Raw genomic sequence first — 16,463 nt, 5'->3', positions numbered from 1 at the left:
CCTTTCGGGGTCAAAGAATGACGACGCGCGACGGGGTGCGCTCAGGGGCGAGGGATAGGCCGAAGGCGGCGAAGGTGACGGCGACCAGAGGGGTCAGGTCGGTTGTCGGGTCCTTGCGGTGCCATGCCCAGGCGTCGCCGAGCGGGCGCTTCCGCGCCGCTGCTAGCGCGTCGTTTAGGACGGGTTGATCGGGGTGCGCGAGTCGGCCTTGCACGGCGGCGTCGTAGAACCCTCCGCACGCCTGCGCGACCTCACGGCCCGATAGGACCTTGATCCGCTTGATCTTTGCCCGCTTCATCTCGGGGAGCAGTGAGGCGGCAGGGCCGATCGAATCGACGGCGACGTACGCGGTCGGCCAGCGCGCGGTAAGTGAGGCGAGGCGGTCGACAACCCAGCCGGTGCCGCGACGGTTGTCGACGACCTGGACGGATACGCGACCGTCGGCGATGCGCCCGGCGACGGCGATCGAGGCATGATCCCGATTAGGCGACACGTCGACGGCGAATACGACGCGACCCTCGGGGTCGGCGTCGGAGACGAGCGCCGCCCAGGCGTCCTCAGGGATCACGCGGAGCGCGGCCAGGCTGCCATCCCACATGCCGAGGCGTTCGCGGCAGAACGTCTCTTCGTCCATAGCGAAGAACTCGTCGCGGATCGTGTCCTCGGAAATGCGGACGCCGAGCGCGGGGTTTGTCGCCGCCCAGGTCGCCGGGGAATCGAATGGGTCATCGGTCGTCGCCGACCATTCGAGGTACGTGAGGCGCGAATCGTCGCCGGATAGTGCAGACTCACGGAAGCGGGTGAACACTTCGCCGCACATCGTCGGCGACGGCGGCGTGCCGAACAGCCAAATCTGCGGGTTAGGGCGCGCCGACACGGTCGGCAGGATCGCGGCGAACACTTCTTCGCCCAGCTCCTGCGCCTCGTCCAGGATTAGCAGATCCGCAGAGAACCCACGGCCAGACCCCTTCGAGCGGGCCAGAAACTTGACGGTCCGACCGTCGACGGTGACAAACTCGCGCGCCGCCGCGGTGCCGATCTTGACCCGCTTCTCGTTGCGTGCGCGCTCAAGGGCGGGCACGGTTTCAAAGTAGGAGAGCAGGCGCTGGAAACCGTTCTGCGCGGTCTTGAACTCGTGCGCGGAATGGATCAGGAGTCGGGCGTCGCCGAACACACCCAGCAGGAACGCGACCTCGAGGGCCTCGATGATCGCGCCTTTACCGTTCTGCCGCGGGACGCTAACGGCGACACGCGGGGTCGACCACAGGCCGGTAACCGGGTCGACAGATTGGGCGTCGAGGATGACGTCGCGCTGCCAGGGATCGAGAACTAGGCCGATGTTTCGGGCCAGGCCGACGACCTTCTCGCCGACGGTGCCGACGCGCGGCGGGGCGTGCCGCACGCGGGGCGCAGCCTCACCGGGTCGGTGAGAGGTCTCCGCAGGCGGGGCCGGGGATGAGGGCGGCGAGGTCATCGGCGGCGTCCTCCTTCGGCGTAAGGTCGTCGATCTGGTGCATCACTTCGGTCAGTTGTCTGGAGAGGGCGGCGACGTCGCGCGCCGAGGCGGTCTCGTCGATCTGCGCGGCCAGTCGGTCGCGGAGGGCGATCAAGCCCTCGAGGCGCGACACGGCGACCGCGTCGGTGAGGGGCCTCATCGGCCCGCCCACCGGAAGCGGCGAACGTGCGCCCGGTGGTCGCCGCCACCGGGGCGGACCGAGCCAGCTCCGACCGGGACCAGCCCGCGCACGCGGAAGTCGTCGATCTTGCGCGTGCCGTGCGTGCCCGCGGGGGCCACGAGCTGCCGCAGCCCGGTCGCCGCGGCCAGCATGAAGTCCCACCCGCGACCGTGCCGCTCGTCTACGTTGTCGTCGCCGCCGAACAGGACCGCGCGGGTGTGCGACTTGTCGGCGATCGTCTTCAGGGTCGCCATCGACTCGCGCACGGCCTTGACCCGGTTGGGGCGATCGGTGCGGGGGTTGACGTTCTGGACCTGTGACGGCGTGTGGTAGCAGAGCGCCTCGAGGGTGCGCCCCTGCCGGTCGCACAGGATCGCCGACACGGCGCGGGACCGACGGTTGCGCCCGTACGGGGTCGGGCTCAGGACGTGTCCGCGCTTCGCCACTGCGGTCCACTCATCACGCCGCCAGGCCACGACAAACTCGGGGGCCTCGAAGGCGACGCCTAGGCCGTGGCGGCGCAGCATCGCGCACAGTCCAGGGGCGGTCGCCTCCTGGATCAGGAACACGCTAACGCCGTCGCGGAGGAGGTCAATGAGGATGCGCTCGATCGTGTCGAGGGGCGTGCCGTGTTGGACGTTCCACGTCACGGCCCGAAATGTGTCGCCCACGGGCGGTCCTTCCTGTCTAGAGGTGCGGCAGGGAACCAAGCGCGCGCTTGGTGAACGGCCCGCATCGGTTGATATGACGCGGGATGCGGCGCGCGTCCCTAGCGGGCGCTTGGTAAGAAACCAATCGGGTGCTTGGGTACCCTGCCGCTGCGGCGGGGGGTACCAAGCAAGTGCTAGGTCGACGCATAGGGGCCGTCTTTAAATCCGACCGGGGGCACCAAGCGGGTGCTTGGGTGGCGTCACCAAGCGGACGCTTGGTTGGTGGCGCTTCGTCGACGAGCGGCCGGCCTGCCCCTGTGGAATCCGTCAGCCGTGTGTGTAGGGGGGACAAGGAACGAGGGGGGTGTAATCAGCCCCCTTTAGGGGTCGGTCCCCAGGGTCAACCAAGCAAGTGTTTGGTCGATTGCGACCAAGCGGACGCTTGGTTGGTCGTCGGGACGCGCTCGTCGACGCGCGTGCGGTGCGGGGGTCCGTCTTTAAACCAAGCGCGTGCTTGGTAGTTTGCTTTCGTTCGTCGCGCTCGGTGGCCGACCAAACGGTCGCTTGGTTGGGGCGTCAACGCGCGCTTACCAAGCGCGTGCTTGGTGCATGGATGCGCCGTGCCGAGCGCCGCTTGGTTGTGGTCGAGGGCAGGCACGGGGGATGCCCGTGCAGTCAGTAGCCAACAGCCGGCCACGGTTCCCACGCCACGCCTAGGTCCGAGGGTCGGGCTCAAGTAGTAGGGCCGGGCCATGTCCAGGACCGCCCACCACTGCCCCCGGTCCGCCCTCCGCCCCGCCTGGATCCCGCGCCGGGGGCCACCTACGACCCCCGCCCCTATGTCCCAGGGCGGGGCCTACCAGTGCCTCGTCGTAGGCATGTAGATCAGCGGGTCAGGGTTGCGACCCTTACGCCGATTACAAGGGTGGCAGCGCCATGCAAGGTTTGAGGGAGTGAACTCTAGGTCTGGGCGATCGACCACGGGGAGGATGTGGTCCAGCTCGGCAGCGGTCGGGGTGTAGCGAGGGGCCTTCGCGTCCAGGGCGATGCCACATTCGACGCACTTGAAAGTACCGTGCGCGATCGCCTTTCGCATTAGGTGCGCCCGCAACCTGCGCCACCTCGCCGACGACCGGGGCCGCTTCTTACGTGGCTTAGGCGTCGTCGGCATGGCGGGGGCACAAAGGGATAGGGGTGCGGCTAGCGGGCGAGAATCCGGCGAAACGCGCGGGCGCGCCGCACGGGGAGACGTTCTTACGCGGACGCCACCCGCACCGATAGCCACCGGCCCGAATGACGCGGAGACGCAACAGCGGCTCGGTGATCGTCGGCATGAGGGCGCTCCTAAAACGAGAACGCCCCCGGTGCTCGACCCGGCGCGGGGGCCAGGGAGCAGCACGGGGGCAGGGCCACCGACGCGGCGCGGGCGAGCAGGCGCGGCGCAACGTCATCGGCGGCAGACTCAGGGACAGGGTCAAGGACAGGGGCAGCCGGTAGCCTGCCCGCTATATAAGGTCGCGCGGCACGGCGTACAGGTGTGCCCCTGTCCATATAGTTAGTGCGCCAGTAGTGGGGTAGCGTCGCCGCCTAAGTGACGGCCCGCCCCACATACGCCCCGTATTCGGGGCGGGTCGTCACGCCCGTCGGCGGCAGGCGCGGCAGCGGTGGTCCAGTCCGTCGGACCGTCCAGAGTCGCGGGCGAACTGCCGGACTGGCAGGACCTCACCGCACCTCGAGCAGCGCTTCCCACCGCGGCGGGTGCGCCATTCGATCCGGCGACGGGTGGCGGCGACCAGGGCCTCGACGTCGGCGGGGTCGTCCACGAAACGCAGGGCCAGATCCTCGAGCTCATCGGGCACGGCCCACCGCCTTGAGTCCGACGCGACTGACCGGCATAACGCGCGCCTTGACGTGGACGCGCCGGATCCGGTCGGGCCGGAACGAGCGCCATTGGTGGCAGCCCTTAGGCCCGCCGATGCCCTCGACCCATTCGGTCCCGGTCTCCGTTCGGACGTGGCGCAGGAACCGGAAGCGGCCACGTTCGCCGCGCACCGAGAACTCCACGCCGGGGCGCAGGTGGCGACCCGACGGCGCGACGTAGTCGGTCGTAAAGATCCAGCCCGCGGCGGGGTCGTGACGCGGCGGGGGTGGCGCAGTCTTGCGACGGCGCGGGGGCATAGGCGCCTCCTCATGTCGGGGGTTGACGATGAGTGAGTGCGCCAGTGCGGGGGCAGTTGCTCAGAGATGCTTCACAACCGGGGCAGGTCGGCGTACCTTGCAAGACATGACCAGTAAAACGATCGTCGTCCTGTCATGCGACCTATGCGACCACGTCGGCGAACTGTTCGACGTCCAAACCCATACCGTCGAAGTCGACCGCCAGCGCGTGGAGCTGGAGATGTGCCGGGATTGCTGGACACAGTTTGAGGAGCAGTCCCGCCCACTACTGCGCGCCGGACGCAAGGCGGTCAGGGCAATACGGACGACCGCAGCGGCGTCCAACGGGCGGCGGCGCAGGTCGTCCAGTGCGCGGGTAGGTGGGAACTGATCGTGTCCCTAAACGCCTAACGCCCCCGGTCCCTAGTTAGGGGTCGGGGGCGTTGTCAGTCGTGGTCGGTTATGACCGGGTCGCCGCTATCGCGCCACGTCGCTAGGCGACCCAGGCCGGCCTCGAGCAGGACCGCAGCCAGGGGCGGGCTCACGCCCTCGATGTGCTGCGCACCGTCGGCGTCGGTATACGCCACGTAGATCAGGTCACTCATCCGACTGCGCCTCCTGTCAGCCACGTCAGGACGATGACCTTCTCGAGGTCGGTCAGGTCGGAGTAGTCGCCGACGGGCACGCCGACCAGGGCCACGATCGCATCGGTGAGGTGCGCGGACGGCCAGCCGTCGTACTCAGGCAGGGTCTTGGCTAGCGCGTCGGCGTGGACGGCGTAGGTGCCGTGCCGCTCGGTGTGCAGGACGATCATCGGACTCATCCTCCTCAGTTCCAGGGTGGCCCAGGACTCATACCCCCACCAGTCGTGGGTCATGGGGTCCATCCAGGGGTCCAGGTTAACGGTGTAGTCGGCGACCAGCTCGTAGGGCTCGTTACCCAGGACCACGTTTCGCGCGACTCAGGCTACCTGTTCGGCCTGCTCCTTGACGTGGTCCTCGCCGACCCATTCGGCGGCGTACTTTGCGGTGTACCCCCACATGTGCGCGCCGCAGGTGCAAACGGGCTTCCAGCAGTAGTTGCCGCCGACGTACTCGACGTGGACCTCGTGGTCAGTGGTCATGGTGGTCATCGTGCTCAACTCCTTTCACGCCGCCGCACCCGCGACGACGTTGTCGAACCAATTGGTTTGTTCCTCGACCGTGTCGAAGTGGTAGACGGCCTGCTGACCGTAGGCGTTCCATTCGACCCCGTACAGGGCACCCGCCCAAGTCTCGCCGACCGCGGCAGTCCACCCGCTCCCGTCGGGGGCTTCGTACATGGCATCCCAAGCGTGGGCGGAGACTGCCTCCCAGACACCCTCTGCGAAAGCTTCCCAGTCCATTGTCCCTCTCCTTTCCCTTTCCCTCTTTGGGCTTTCATTGTACCTCCGCGCAACGTTTCGCGCGACTCGGGGGCAGGGCGCGGGCACGGTTCTGCGGACCCCGCCGCTCGCCTTACTTTGCGGGTGTCACCTTCCGACCAGTCCCGACCACGGGGTAGGGAACGGCGCGAACGGCGGGGCCGTTTTGGGGGTTTGACGCGGTGCGCGGTAGTATGTTAGTGGTGGAAGAGAGGGCGTCTCGCGCGGAAGCGGCACCTATCGCCGTGCGCCGGGATCCGCCGGCCAGTGAGTCGGGGGCGGGTCGGCGTCCAGGTCCGCAGGCGTCGGCGGAGCTTGTCGGGGGCGTCCGTGGAATCCCAGGTGCGCCAGCAGCGTCAGGGCTGCGCCCAGGTCGTCGGCGTCGTCGTAGCGGTGCGCGTGGCGCGGGTCGGAAACCAAAGTGACCGCGGCATGATGCCCGCCCCACATGAGGGTATGCACGGGGGCGTTGTCGGGGCCGGTCGGCGCGTGCGCGTGCCGGTGGCCCAGCTCGACAGCGGGGTAGGTGAATCCGCCCAGGTACAGGGCTGCGCGTCGGCGTCCGCCCCGTGCCTGCCGTTCGCGTAGGACCTCGATCAGTTCGGACATGCCGCACCTCCTAGACACTGCAGGTGAGTCGGGCCGGGGTCAGGCGCGGGACGTCAGTTATGTGGCGACCGGGGACGGTCGGGACGTCCCGCGCCCTAGCGCGTCGGGTTGTGAGTCCGCGTGCCAGTACGGCGGTCCCGACGCGATATCCCTAGCGTGCCTCAGGGACGGGGTGCGCGGAAGGGGTACGGCGGCGCGGGTCGACAGGACCTAGTGCCCTAGACACCAGACCCGCCCCTCGTCGGGGTCGCCGTCGGGGGGCGGGCGTCGGGTGGCGCGCGTTAGGGCGCTTCGATGATGCGCGCCGGGTGGTGGTCGATATCCCACAGGTGGTTCGTGGTGGCGATCGTGCCTATGCCCGCCGCAGTTTGACGCAGGGCGTGGGCGATCCTCAGGGCGTGCGTGTCGTCGTAGGCGGCGAACTGCGTGGCGACGACCAGGGCGGGCTCGCCGTCGTCGTCGCGTACCGGCGTGACCGTCAGCTCCGCGCGCCGGGCGTCGGCCAGGGTGGTCAGCATGAGGCGGCGCAGGTGGTCGGCGGATTCCGTACTGTTCCAGCCTGGACGCGCGACGGGTGACGCGGTGAGGGTGATCTGATACGTCCCGGTGACATGTTGCGGCGGGGGCGCGGGGCGGGCAGCCTCCCAGGAGATTGTCAGCGCGTCGCCGTCGTCGTCGGTTAGTTCTTCGTTCCAGTGCGACCCGGTGTAGCGGTGCGCCTCCCAGACCGGCGCAGACGTGCCGACCTCGAAGGCACACTGGAGGATCTTGCCGCCGACGACGATGGTGGACGGGCAGCGGTAGGGGGTGGTTTCCATAGCGGTCCTCCTCATCGGGTATGGACTAGTTCCCAGTAGCCCATACAGCCGGCCAGGGCCAGGATCCCGCCGCCGACCACGTCGGGGTCCTCACGGGGGCCGACGGTAAATGTCGTCACGGCGACGGCCATCCCGCCAGGGACTAGGGACGCGCCAGCGACGTCGCCGACCAGGACCGACGCGCGGCGCGCGCCGAGGATGCGATCGAGCTGCGCGGCGGCGTAGTCGACAGCGTCGGCGTCGGTCACGACCTCGTCGGGTGGCATGTCGAGGATGGGAAATAGGGCGGTCAGGCGGTACACCCGCGGCGCGCCGCTCATGGCGGTCATCGCGGGCTCCCTAGCGGGTGGTCTTGCCACATGACCGCGACGGGGTAGCCCTTGTCGTCGGGTACGTCGTAGTTGACGTGCTGCGCGCGGGCCTCGTGCAGGTAGTGGGCGGCGTAGTCCGTGGTCGTGTGGGCACATTGGTACTCGCGGCGGCACAGGTCTAGGCGCGCCTCGCAGACATAGGTAGGCATCCGTCCCTCCCGGTTTCGGCTCAGTCCCTCAGCCTGCGCCCGTCCTCGGGGGGCGGGGTCGGGCCGAACGACCGGGGGGCGTGGGGCAGTTGTGCCCTGCCGATGTAGGAAATGTCGAAACTACCTACATTCCCTATTCCCGCTAGAAGCGACCGACCGCTTCTAGCACTAATAGAGGATGTAGGTAGTTTCGACACTTGCTACACGCCAAAGGGGCCGCTAGGACGCTAATCGCGTCCCGGCGACCCCTTCACGGTGGCGCAGGTTACAGGTCAGGCAGTGGCATCCCATTCCACGGCGACCTCGTCGGTCTGGCCTGCCAGATAGTCGGGGGCCATGGCCGCAGCAGTGTCGCGCAGGGCCGCGTCAGTCGGGGTCCAGGAGAGGCGCTCCTCCCAGTTCTTCATCCGCCCAGGGCGAACCGTCCACGGCCCGAACCTCGTCAGCAGATCCGCGCGCTCAGTGTCGGTCGCCCGGTGCCACACGTCGGCGTACGTCTCACCGGTGGCACGCTCGATCCTGACACTGGCAACGTCCATCGCCTGCGCCTCCTTGAGCGCGCGCATGGCTGCCAGTTGTTCGGCCTGGAGCTCAGTGACGCGGTCCATGTCCTCCAGGTCGGCGTGCGCGATTGCCTCAGTGATCGCGTGCAGGTGGTGGGTCGCGCGGGCGATCGCCTCACGCTTGGCGGTGTCGTCACTGTCCTGGACGACCTCCATGACCGGCAGGGATCCGAACATGGTCAGGAACTGCCGCTCGAGGTAGCCGTCGGCGCGGGCGACCGAAATCGACCCGGCAGGGGCTTTGTCGATCGTGTGGACCGGGTCCACGCGGCGGCAGTGGTACTGATATCCGTCGGAGCGGGCGTGCGGCACCTTGTAGAGGCGTCCGCCGCAGGCCTCGCAGGCCAGGGCCGCGCCGTAGCCGCCGTTCGGGGTCCAGGTCTTAGTGCCCTTACGGTTGATCCAGTCTTGGATATCCGCCCATTCGGTCATCGTGAACACTGCCATGTCGGGATCCTCGAGCGCGGCGACGCCGGGCACAGGCTCCTTCGTGTCGCGCCCATTAGCGTCGCGCACGCGCGGGGGCGGGATGATTCCGGCGAGCCGTTCGTTGCGCAGCAACTTCGAGAAGTTGCCGGGCGACAGCCCCAGGCCCGCCGCGACCTTTCGGGCAGACTCACCCGCCATGACCGCGGCGACGGCGTCCCGCAGGAGGGGGGCCTGGACCGGGTCGGGGCGCAGGACCAGCCCGCGACCGGCAGGGTTAGGGACGGCGCGCAGCCCGTAGGGCGGGCGACCCGACGAGTGCCGCTTGTCCAGGCGGAACGCCTTCGCGGACTCAGTGCGGCGCTCCCTAATCAGGTCGCGCTCAAACTCGGCGACCGCACCCAGGATCATCAGCATGAACTTCCCCATGCCGCTACCGGACAGCCCAGCCTGCTCGACGACGACCAGCTCGACGCCCGCCTTGTCCAGTGTGGCGACCAGCCACAGGAGGTCCTTCAGGTCGCGGGCCATGCGGTCGATCTTCGTTACCAGGAACCGGTCGCCCCGCCTCATGTCGGCCAGCAGGCGCGCGCCTTCAGGGCGCTTGCGGAACGGCACCGACCCAGACACGGACCGGTCAAAGTAGTCGACGTAGTCGCCCACGACCTTCTCGTGCAGGGCGTTGGCTTGCCTGTTGATCGAGCCAGACGTGTCGACCCGGTCCAGTGAGATACGGCCATAGCAGCGGTCAGTCATCGTGCGTGTCCTTCGTTCGTGCGGGTGGTGCGGCATCCAGTCTAGGTGTGCGTGATTGTGTTTCAAGATTCGTCTTGCCCAGCATCACGAACCCGTCGCCGGCGCGGGCGCCGAGGTGGATGTTGGACAGCCACCCGGAGCGCCGGCCCGAGCCCCACTCGACGGCGAGGACGACCAGGTCGAGGGTGTGCACCGGCTTCACCTTCACCCACGACGCGCCCCGGCGCCCCGCGTCGTACGGCGCGGCGAGGTTCTTCACCACCACGCCCTCGTGCCCGCCGGCGAGGACGGTCGCAGCGAACTCCTCGGCCGCGGCGACGTCGTCGGTGACCAGGCGCGGCACCCGCCACGGCTCGGGCACGAGCGTCTCGAGCGCGGCGAGGCGCTCGGCGCCGGGGGAGTCGAGCAGGTCCTCCTCGTCGAGGTGCAGCAGGTCGAAGAAGTACGGCGTCACGGCGATCTCGCTGACCGCACGCTGGGCGGTGCGTGAGGCGGTCTCCTGGAACGGCCGCGGGCGCCCGGTGGCGTCCAGCGCGATCGCCTCGCCGTCGAGCACGAAGCGGCCTCCCGGCAGCGCACGGACCACCTCGACGACCTCCGGCAGCCGCGCGGTGATGTCCTCCAACGTGCGGGTCGCGATCCGCACGTCGTCGCCGTCGCGGTGCACCTGGATGCGGATCCCGTCGAGCTTGGTGTCGACCGCGACGGTGCCGCCGCCGGCACGCTGCATCGCCTCGGTGAGGGTCTTCGCCGACGAGGCGAGCATCGGCAGCACCGGTCGCCCGACCTCGAGGCCGATCGCGGCGAGCGCGTCGGCGCCGCCCGCGAACGCCGCGGTGACGACCGCCCGGGTCGACCCGGCCAGCATTGCCGCGCGTCGTACGACGGGGAGCGGGACGCGCGCGGCGACCGCGACGGCCTCCTGCACCAGCGCGTCCAGCGCGCCCTGGCGGACCTCGCCGGTGACGGCACCGCGCAACCAGCGCTGCTCCTCGGGCGTGGCCAGCCCGAACAGCGCCTCCACCGCCGCGGCCCGCGCGGCCTGGGAGCCCGGGCCGGCGAGCGAGGCGATCCGCTCGAAGGCCGCGTCCACGTCTGCCACCTCCAGGGTGGCCTCGGTCGCCGGGTCCGGCAGCTCCCCGAGACCGCGCCAGCCGAGCCCGGTGCGCCGCTGGCGCAGTGTGCCGCCGACGTAGGCGGTGACGACCTCGAGCTCGCCGGGACCGGTCGCCGCGAGCAGCTCGGCGATGGCGGCGACCTTGGCCTTGCGCGAGCGGGTGCTCGCGACGGCGGTGGACGTGGCGACGACCTCGGCGAGGAGCATGCGCACCATCCTGCCCGGCGTGCCGAGACCCGCCCGGGTCGCCGGGTGGGGCCCGAGGCCCTGTCCACCTGCCCGGCGACCTGTCAGGATCCAGCCCATCCATCGGCGGGACCTCGGGACGGAGAGCGCCATGACCCAGGTGAACCCGGCGCTGCCCTCGCTCGAGGGGCGGCTGCTGCGGCTGCTGCGTGACGAGGGACCCCGCACCCGTTCCGAGCTCGCCCGGGCGCTGGGGGTCTCGCGTACGACGGTGACCGGCGAGGTCGCCTCGCTCGCGGGCGCGGGGCTGGTGGCCCCGGGACCCGTGGCGCCGAGCTCGGGCGGGCGACGCTCGAGCACCGTCGGGCTAGGACCCGCGGTCCGGATGGCCGCGGTGTCCGTCGCGGAGTCCCGGGTGCGCGCCACCGTCGTCGACGCGACGTTCGCGATCTCCCGCCCGGTGACCCGGGACCGCGCCGGTGGGGAGTCGCCCGAGGAGCTGTGCCGGCTGGTCGTGGAGACGGTGTCGCAGGCGGTGGCGCAGGCGGAAGCGGAGTCATCGGGGCACCACGCCGTGCTGGCCACCGGCCTGGCCCTCGCCCCCGGTCTGCCCGTGCAGCTGGACGAGCTCGTCACGGGCATCGAGGCGGCCACGGGCGGCGCTCCGGTGGTGGTCGAGCAGGCCGCGCGTGCCATGGCCATCGGCGAGCGGCACGCCGGCGGGGCCCGCGGGCTCGACGATCTCGTCGTCCTGCGGCTCGGCACCACGGTGAGCACCGCGACCTTCATGGACGGCCACCTCGGACGGGGCAGCGCCGACCTGGCGGGCGCGATCGGGCACACCCGGGTCGACGAGTTCGGCCCGGCGTGCGCGGGCTGTGGGAGCAGCGGCTGCCTGGACTCCTTCGTCTCGGTGGCCGCAGTGGCCGAGCAGGCGGCGGCCGCGGCCCGTTCCGGGCGGTCGCCCGCGCTGGCCCGGGCACTCGCCGCCGGCGACGAGGTCGACTGGGCCGCGGTCGTGGCCGCGGTCGGCGGCGGAGACCCGGTCGCGGTGCAGCTCGCGCGGGACATGGGCCGGCGGGTGGGGGAGACGATCGCAGGGCTGGTGGCCTTCGCCAACCCCTCGATCGTCCTGGTGGGCGGGCCCGGCGCCGCCCTCGGACCGCACCTGCTCAACGAGGTGCGCAGCGCGATGTACCGCCGCGCGCCCGCCCACGTGGTGGCCGGGACCCAGGTGGAGCTCGGAGCCCCCGGGGACCGCGCCGCGCTCCTCGGCGCGGGCCTGCGCGCGGCCGAGATCGCCCTCGATGACGGGTCGAGGGCGAATCACTAATTCCCCGCCCGAAGGCCGCTCCAGGCCCGATTTCGCGGCGTACAGGCCCGACTTATGTCGGCATCCATCGCACTTCTGTCGGCAAAAGGCGGAAGTGAAATCTGGGTGCGGTATTCCGCCCCAAGGGCGGTTGTGGGAGCGCTCTCCTCGCCTTTAGTTTGAGCGTCGCCTCAACAAACGTGTGACGGCGATCACAGCGGCCTCACGGGCCAGGCAGGAGGGCGACGATGACCTCGCTCGATGCCCCCGCTTCGGCGCAGAGTGTCGACCACCTCGACCTGCGGCGCGCGAACCTCGGACTCGTCCTGCGCTGGCTGCGCGACCACGGTCCGCGCTCACGCGCCACCCTCGCCTCCGAGCTCGGGATGACTCGCTCGACGGTGTCGACGCTGGTCTCGGAGCTGGCCGAGCGCGGGCTGGTCCGCGAGGGCAAGGTGCAGCGCGCGAGCGTCGGCCGGCCCAGCACGGCGGTCGAGCTCGACGGGTCCCGCGTCTACGGCCTCGGCGCCGAGGTGAACGTCAACCACGTCTCCGTGCTCGCCCTCGACCTCGCCGGTCGCACCGTCGGCGAGCACCGGCTGGCTCTCGACGCGCGGGCCCTCGGCGCCGAGGTCGTCATCGACCACCTCGTGCGCCTGGTGAACGAGACCGTCGCGGAGCTCGACGGCGGCGACCGCTGCCCCGCGGGCCTCACCGTCGGCGTCGCGGGGCTGGTCGACCGGCGGCGCGACCTGCTGACGCACGGGCCCAACCTCGGGTGGTTCGACGTGCCGGTCGGCGAGCTCATCCGCCACCGGCTGGACGGGTCGTTCCCCGTGCGCATCGACAACGAGGGCAACCTCGCCGCGACGGCCGAGGCCACCCCGGGCGTCGCGGACCGCCAGGACATCCTGGTGATCTTCGGCGAGGTCGGGGTCGGGGGCGGGATCGTCGCCGACGGCCGTCTGCTCCGCGGTCGCCACGGGTACGCCGGGGAGTTCGGCCACATCATCGTCCAGCCGCGGGGTCGGACCTGCGGCTGCGGGCGCACCGGCTGCTGGGAGACCGTGAGCGGGCTGCGGGCCCTGCTCGAGCTGGTCGCGGAGCCCCACGACCCGATCCGGAACCCGGCGCTCGGCCTCGACGAGCGCCTCGCGGAGATCAACCGCCGCGCCGACCTCGGCGACGCCCGCACCCTCGACGCGCTCGAGCAGGTCGGCACCTGGGTCGGGGTCGGAGCCGCCATCCTCGCCAACGCCCTGAACCCCGCCGCGATCGTGCTCAGCGGCTACTACTCCGCGGTCGGCCACCACATGCGCGACGCGGTGGAGCGCGAGATCGGCGCCGGCGTGCTCGCCGTCGACGCCGGCGGCACCCGCGTGGAGATCTCGACCATGGGCTTCGCCGCCGCCGTGCGCGGGGGAGCGATGGCCGCGCTCGACCCGGTCTTCGCCGCCCCCTCGATCATCGCCCGACGCCCCCACCCCGCTGGTCCCGTAGGAGAGGTGGTCGCATGACCGCGCCGACCCCGTCGTCCCCCTCAGGCCAGTCGGCCGCCGGCACCGACCGGCCCGCGAGCCAGCCCGGCGAGGTGCTGCTCCGGATGACCGGCGTCGTCAAGCAGTTCTCCTCCGTCCGCGCCCTCGACGGCGTGGACCTCGACGTGCGCGCCGGGGAGGTGCACTGCCTGCTCGGCCAGAACGGCGCCGGCAAGTCCACGCTGATGAAGGTCCTCTCCGCGGCGTACCAGCCCGACGAGGGCACGATCTGGTGGGACGGCGAGGAGGTCCGGCTCAGCACCCCTCAGGCCGCCATCAAGGCCGGGATCAGCACGATCTACCAAGAGCTCGACCTGGTGCCCGGCCTCTCGGTGACCGAGAACATCTTCCTCGGCCACGAGGTCGCCACGGCCGGCCTGATCCGCCGCAAGCAGGCGCAGCGCATGGCCCAGCAACTGCTCGAACGCCTCGGCCACGGCGAGATCCCGGCCTCGCGGCTGGTCGCCGAGCTGTCGCCGGCGGGCCAGCAGATCGTCAGCATGGCCCGCGCCCTCAGCCACTCGACCCGGCTGCTGATCCTCGACGAGCCGTCGGCGGTGCTCGACCACGGCGAGGTCGACAACCTGTTCCGGGTCATCCGCGGGCTCACCGCCGAGGGCGTGGCGGTCGTCTACATCTCCCACCGCCTCGAGGAGATCCGCCGCATCGGCGACCGGATCACCGTCCTCAAGGACGGCAGCACGGTCGCCACCGGTCTGCCCGCCCTCGACACCCCCACCTCCGAGCTGATCCGGCTGATGACCGGCCGCTCGATCGAGTACGTCTTCCCGCCGCGCAAGCCGCCGCCCGTCGATGAGCAGCCGGTGGTGCTGGAGGTCCAGGGGCTGGCGCTGGCCGGGGTCTTCTCCGGCGTCGACCTGACGGTGCACGCCGGGGAGGTGGTCGGCCTCGCCGGGCTGGTCGGGTCCGGGCGCACCGAGATCCTTGAGACGCTGTACGGCGCGCGCCGCGCGAGCGCCGGGACCGTGCGGGTCGACGGGCGCCAGCTGCGCCGCGGCTCGGTCACCCAGGCGGTGCGCTCCGGGGTCGGGCTGGCCCCGGAGGAGCGCAAGAGCCAGGGCCTGCTCCTCGACGAGACCGTCTATCGCAACATCACCGTCTCCTCGCTGCACGAGTTCTCCAAGCTGGGCTTCCTCGCCAGCCGCGACGAGCGCCGGCGCGCCGCCGAGCTCACCCGGTCCCTCGACGTACGGCCGGCCGACGTGGACCGCGTGGTGCGCACCATGTCGGGCGGCAACCAGCAGAAGGTCGTCCTCGCCCGGTGGCTGCTGCGGGGCTGCCGGGTGCTGCTCCTCGACGAGCCGACCCGCGGGGTCGACGTCGGGGCCCGCTCCGAGATCTACCGGTTGATCGCCGGTCTGGCCGACTCCGGGGTCGCCGTGGTCGTGGTCTCGAGCGAGGTGGAGGAGGTGCTCGGCCTGGCGGACCGGGTGCTGGTGGTCCGGGAGGGCCGGGTGGTCCACGAGGCCGCCGCCGCCGACATCGATGAGTCACAGGTCCTCGACCTGGTGATGGAAGGAGCACCCGCATGACCGAGCACGTGCAGGCCTCGTCGTCGAAGGACCGCGAGTCTCCCTCCGCGGCGGGTGAGGGCGTGCCGCCCGCCGGCACCGCCTCCCACCAGACCATGGTCGTCGACGACCCGACGACGAGGTCGCGAGGGCAGGGGGTCCTCCAGTGGCTCTCCGCCGTCGGCTTCTTCCGCATCCTCGGGCTGGTCGTCGCCCTGGTGGTGATCTGTGTCGTCGGTGCGCTCACCGCCGGCAGCAACTTCGCCAACAGCGACAACGCGCTGACCATCCTGCGCGGCGCGGCGGTGGTCGGTGTGCTCAGCGTCGGCATGACGTTCGTGATCACCGGCGGCGGCATCGACCTCTCGGTCGGCGCGATCCTCGCCCTGTCCTCGGTGTGGTGCACGACGCTGGCCACCCAGACGATGGCGCGCGACAACCACTGGCTGGTGATGGTGTTCGTCGCCCTGGCGGTCGGCGCGGGCTGCGGCCTGGTCAACGGGCTGCTGGTGTCCTACGGACGGATCGTGCCGTTCGTGGCGACCCTCGCCATGCTGATCGCCGCGCGCGGACTCGCCGAGATCCTGTCCGACAAGAAGACCCAGATCGTCGACGTCGACGGTTTCACCGACGTGTTCGCCTCCGACTACCTCGGCATCGACTTCTCCATCTATCTCTTCGCCCTCGTCGCGGTCGTCGGGTGGGTGCTGCTCAACCGCACCACGTTCGGGCGTCGCACCTTCGCCGTCGGCGGCAACCCCGAGGCCGCCCGCCTGGCCGGCATCAACGTGCGGCGCCACACCGTCCTGCTCTACGTGCTGGTCGGCATCTGCTGCGGCATCGCGGCACTGATGCTCGTGGCCCGCACCACCACCGGCACCTCCACGCACGGCACGCTCATCGAGCTCGACGTCATCGCCGCCGTGGTGATCGGCGGAACCCTCCTCGCCGGCGGCCGCGGCACCATCACCGGCACCGTCCTGGGCGTCCTGATCTTCACGACCCTCACCAACGTGTTCATCCAGAACCAGCGCGACTCCTCGGAGCAGTCCGTGCTCAAGGGCGCCGTGATCGTCGCCGCCGTCCTGCTCCAGCAGTGGTTGGCGTCTCGCAAGAGCACCACCTGATCGACCGCCTTCTCGGGCGGCGGCCACCGCAGCACCCTCCCCGACACATCCACACCAGATCCAAGGAGCACCCG

18 protein-coding genes are annotated in these 16,463 nt (G+C 70.6%); 4 read left to right on the top strand and 14 right to left on the bottom strand.

Features of this window, described 5'->3' with window-relative positions; all coding sequences use genetic code 11:
* Positions 1-10: 10 nt before the first annotated feature.
* The 14 genes from HBO46_RS10765 to HBO46_RS10700 all read right to left on the bottom strand — a co-directional run bounded on the left by HBO46_RS10765 (position 11) and on the right by HBO46_RS10700 (position 10,901).
* Entirely contained in the window at positions 11-1,402 is a 1,392-nt protein-coding gene (locus tag HBO46_RS10765) for a terminase large subunit (protein ID WP_166140838.1), read from the bottom strand.
* A gap of 13 nt (positions 1,403-1,415) precedes the next feature.
* A complete protein-coding gene (locus tag HBO46_RS10760) occupies positions 1,416-1,655 on the bottom strand; it encodes a hypothetical protein (RefSeq protein ID WP_166140837.1) in 240 nt (79 codons plus the stop codon).
* A complete protein-coding gene (locus HBO46_RS10755) occupies positions 1,652-2,326 on the bottom strand; it encodes a hypothetical protein (protein WP_166140836.1) in 675 nt (224 codons plus the stop codon). The genes HBO46_RS10760 and HBO46_RS10755 overlap by 4 nt, the downstream gene beginning before the upstream one ends.
* An 856-nt stretch (positions 2,327-3,182) precedes the next feature.
* Positions 3,183-3,422: an HNH endonuclease gene (locus tag HBO46_RS20845; protein ID WP_166140835.1), complete on the bottom strand. Its 240-nt coding sequence runs from the start codon at positions 3,420-3,422 to the stop codon at positions 3,183-3,185.
* Positions 3,423-4,174: 752 nt separating this feature from the next.
* The gene (locus HBO46_RS10745) at positions 4,175-4,504 is read right to left on the bottom strand and encodes a DUF7246 family protein (RefSeq protein ID WP_224768996.1); all 330 of its coding nucleotides are present in this window, start codon (positions 4,502-4,504) and stop codon (positions 4,175-4,177) included.
* Between the two features lie 425 nt (positions 4,505-4,929).
* Positions 4,930-5,088, bottom strand: coding sequence for a hypothetical protein (locus HBO46_RS10740; RefSeq protein ID WP_166140834.1), 159 nt, complete (start codon positions 5,086-5,088; stop codon positions 4,930-4,932).
* Positions 5,085-5,432 (bottom strand): hypothetical protein, encoded by a 348-nt coding sequence (locus HBO46_RS10735; protein WP_166140833.1) that lies wholly within the window; start codon positions 5,430-5,432, stop codon positions 5,085-5,087. The genes HBO46_RS10740 and HBO46_RS10735 overlap by 4 nt, the downstream gene beginning before the upstream one ends.
* A 12-nt stretch (positions 5,433-5,444) precedes the next feature.
* The gene (locus tag HBO46_RS10730; protein ID WP_166140832.1) at positions 5,445-5,615 is read right to left on the bottom strand and encodes a hypothetical protein; all 171 of its coding nucleotides are present in this window, start codon (positions 5,613-5,615) and stop codon (positions 5,445-5,447) included.
* 15 nt (positions 5,616-5,630) lie between these two features.
* Positions 5,631-5,867, bottom strand: a complete 237-nt coding sequence (locus HBO46_RS10725) for a hypothetical protein (protein ID WP_166140856.1) — start codon at positions 5,865-5,867, stop codon at positions 5,631-5,633.
* A 255-nt stretch (positions 5,868-6,122) separates the two neighbouring features.
* Positions 6,123-6,494: a calponin homology domain-containing protein gene (locus HBO46_RS10720; protein WP_191480125.1), complete on the bottom strand. Its 372-nt coding sequence runs from the start codon at positions 6,492-6,494 to the stop codon at positions 6,123-6,125.
* A 281-nt stretch (positions 6,495-6,775) separates the two neighbouring features.
* A complete protein-coding gene (locus HBO46_RS10715) occupies positions 6,776-7,312 on the bottom strand; it encodes a hypothetical protein (RefSeq protein ID WP_191480124.1) in 537 nt (178 codons plus the stop codon).
* A gap of 11 nt (positions 7,313-7,323) precedes the next feature.
* On the bottom strand, positions 7,324-7,641 hold the full coding sequence (locus tag HBO46_RS10710) for a hypothetical protein (RefSeq protein WP_191480123.1): 318 nt from the start codon (positions 7,639-7,641) through the stop codon (positions 7,324-7,326).
* Positions 7,642-8,104: 463 nt separating this feature from the next.
* On the bottom strand, positions 8,105-9,577 hold the full coding sequence (locus tag HBO46_RS10705; protein ID WP_191480122.1) for a recombinase family protein: 1,473 nt from the start codon (positions 9,575-9,577) through the stop codon (positions 8,105-8,107).
* Entirely contained in the window at positions 9,570-10,901 is a 1,332-nt protein-coding gene (locus HBO46_RS10700; protein ID WP_166137885.1) for an ATP-dependent DNA ligase, read from the bottom strand. Before HBO46_RS10700 ends, HBO46_RS10705 begins: the two co-directional genes overlap by 8 nt.
* Before the next feature lie 130 nt (positions 10,902-11,031).
* Here HBO46_RS10700 and HBO46_RS10695 point away from each other — a divergent pair, with 130 nt between their 5' ends.
* The 4 genes from HBO46_RS10695 to HBO46_RS10680 all read left to right on the top strand — a co-directional run bounded on the left by HBO46_RS10695 (position 11,032) and on the right by HBO46_RS10680 (position 16,389).
* Positions 11,032-12,213: an ROK family transcriptional regulator gene (locus HBO46_RS10695; RefSeq protein WP_166137888.1), complete on the top strand. Its 1,182-nt coding sequence runs from the start codon at positions 11,032-11,034 to the stop codon at positions 12,211-12,213.
* 227 nt (positions 12,214-12,440) lie between these two features.
* Positions 12,441-13,709 carry an ROK family transcriptional regulator gene (locus HBO46_RS10690; RefSeq protein WP_166137891.1) on the top strand — a complete coding sequence of 423 codons (1,269 nt, stop codon included), beginning with the start codon at positions 12,441-12,443 and terminating at the stop codon, positions 13,707-13,709.
* Positions 13,706-15,283, top strand: coding sequence for a sugar ABC transporter ATP-binding protein (locus tag HBO46_RS10685; protein ID WP_166137894.1), 1,578 nt, complete (start codon positions 13,706-13,708; stop codon positions 15,281-15,283). The genes HBO46_RS10690 and HBO46_RS10685 overlap by 4 nt, the downstream gene beginning before the upstream one ends.
* On the top strand, positions 15,280-16,389 hold the full coding sequence (locus tag HBO46_RS10680; protein WP_166137897.1) for an ABC transporter permease: 1,110 nt from the start codon (positions 15,280-15,282) through the stop codon (positions 16,387-16,389). Before HBO46_RS10685 ends, HBO46_RS10680 begins: the two co-directional genes overlap by 4 nt.
* The last annotated feature ends 74 nt before the right edge of the window (positions 16,390-16,463 follow it).

Origin of the sequence: Nocardioides ochotonae (assembly GCF_011420305.2) — a bacterium.
Classification (GTDB): domain Bacteria; phylum Actinomycetota; class Actinomycetes; order Propionibacteriales; family Nocardioidaceae; genus Nocardioides; species Nocardioides ochotonae.
The sequence above is the reverse complement of the archived record's forward strand: the minus strand, read 5'-3'. Positions and strand labels throughout refer to the sequence as shown.

Coding starts and splice junctions, on each gene's coding strand:
- HBO46_RS10760 (WP_166140837.1), bottom strand. CDS start 1,655: ATGAGGCCCCTCACCGACGCGGTCGCCGTGTCGCGCCTCGAGGGCTTG.
- HBO46_RS20845 (WP_166140835.1), bottom strand. CDS start 3,422: ATGCGAAAGGCGATCGCGCACGGTACTTTCAAGTGCGTCGAATGTGGC.
- HBO46_RS10745 (WP_224768996.1), bottom strand. CDS start 4,504: ATGCCCCCGCGCCGTCGCAAGACTGCGCCACCCCCGCCGCGTCACGAC.
- HBO46_RS10740 (WP_166140834.1), bottom strand. CDS start 5,088: ATGAGTGACCTGATCTACGTGGCGTATACCGACGCCGACGGTGCGCAG.
- HBO46_RS10730 (WP_166140832.1), bottom strand. CDS start 5,615: ATGACCACCATGACCACTGACCACGAGGTCCACGTCGAGTACGTCGGC.
- HBO46_RS10725 (WP_166140856.1), bottom strand. CDS start 5,867: ATGGACTGGGAAGCTTTCGCAGAGGGTGTCTGGGAGGCAGTCTCCGCC.
- HBO46_RS10720 (WP_191480125.1), bottom strand. CDS start 6,494: ATGTCCGAACTGATCGAGGTCCTACGCGAACGGCAGGCACGGGGCGGA.
- HBO46_RS10715 (WP_191480124.1), bottom strand. CDS start 7,312: ATGGAAACCACCCCCTACCGCTGCCCGTCCACCATCGTCGTCGGCGGC.
- HBO46_RS10710 (WP_191480123.1), bottom strand. CDS start 7,641: ATGACCGCCATGAGCGGCGCGCCGCGGGTGTACCGCCTGACCGCCCTA.
- HBO46_RS10705 (WP_191480122.1), bottom strand. CDS start 9,577: ATGACTGACCGCTGCTATGGCCGTATCTCACTGGACCGGGTCGACACG.
- HBO46_RS10700 (WP_166137885.1), bottom strand. CDS start 10,901: ATGCTCCTCGCCGAGGTCGTCGCCACGTCCACCGCCGTCGCGAGCACC.
- HBO46_RS10695 (WP_166137888.1), top strand. CDS start 11,032: ATGACCCAGGTGAACCCGGCGCTGCCCTCGCTCGAGGGGCGGCTGCTG.
- HBO46_RS10690 (WP_166137891.1), top strand. CDS start 12,441: ATGACCTCGCTCGATGCCCCCGCTTCGGCGCAGAGTGTCGACCACCTC.
- HBO46_RS10685 (WP_166137894.1), top strand. CDS start 13,706: ATGACCGCGCCGACCCCGTCGTCCCCCTCAGGCCAGTCGGCCGCCGGC.
- HBO46_RS10680 (WP_166137897.1), top strand. CDS start 15,280: ATGACCGAGCACGTGCAGGCCTCGTCGTCGAAGGACCGCGAGTCTCCC.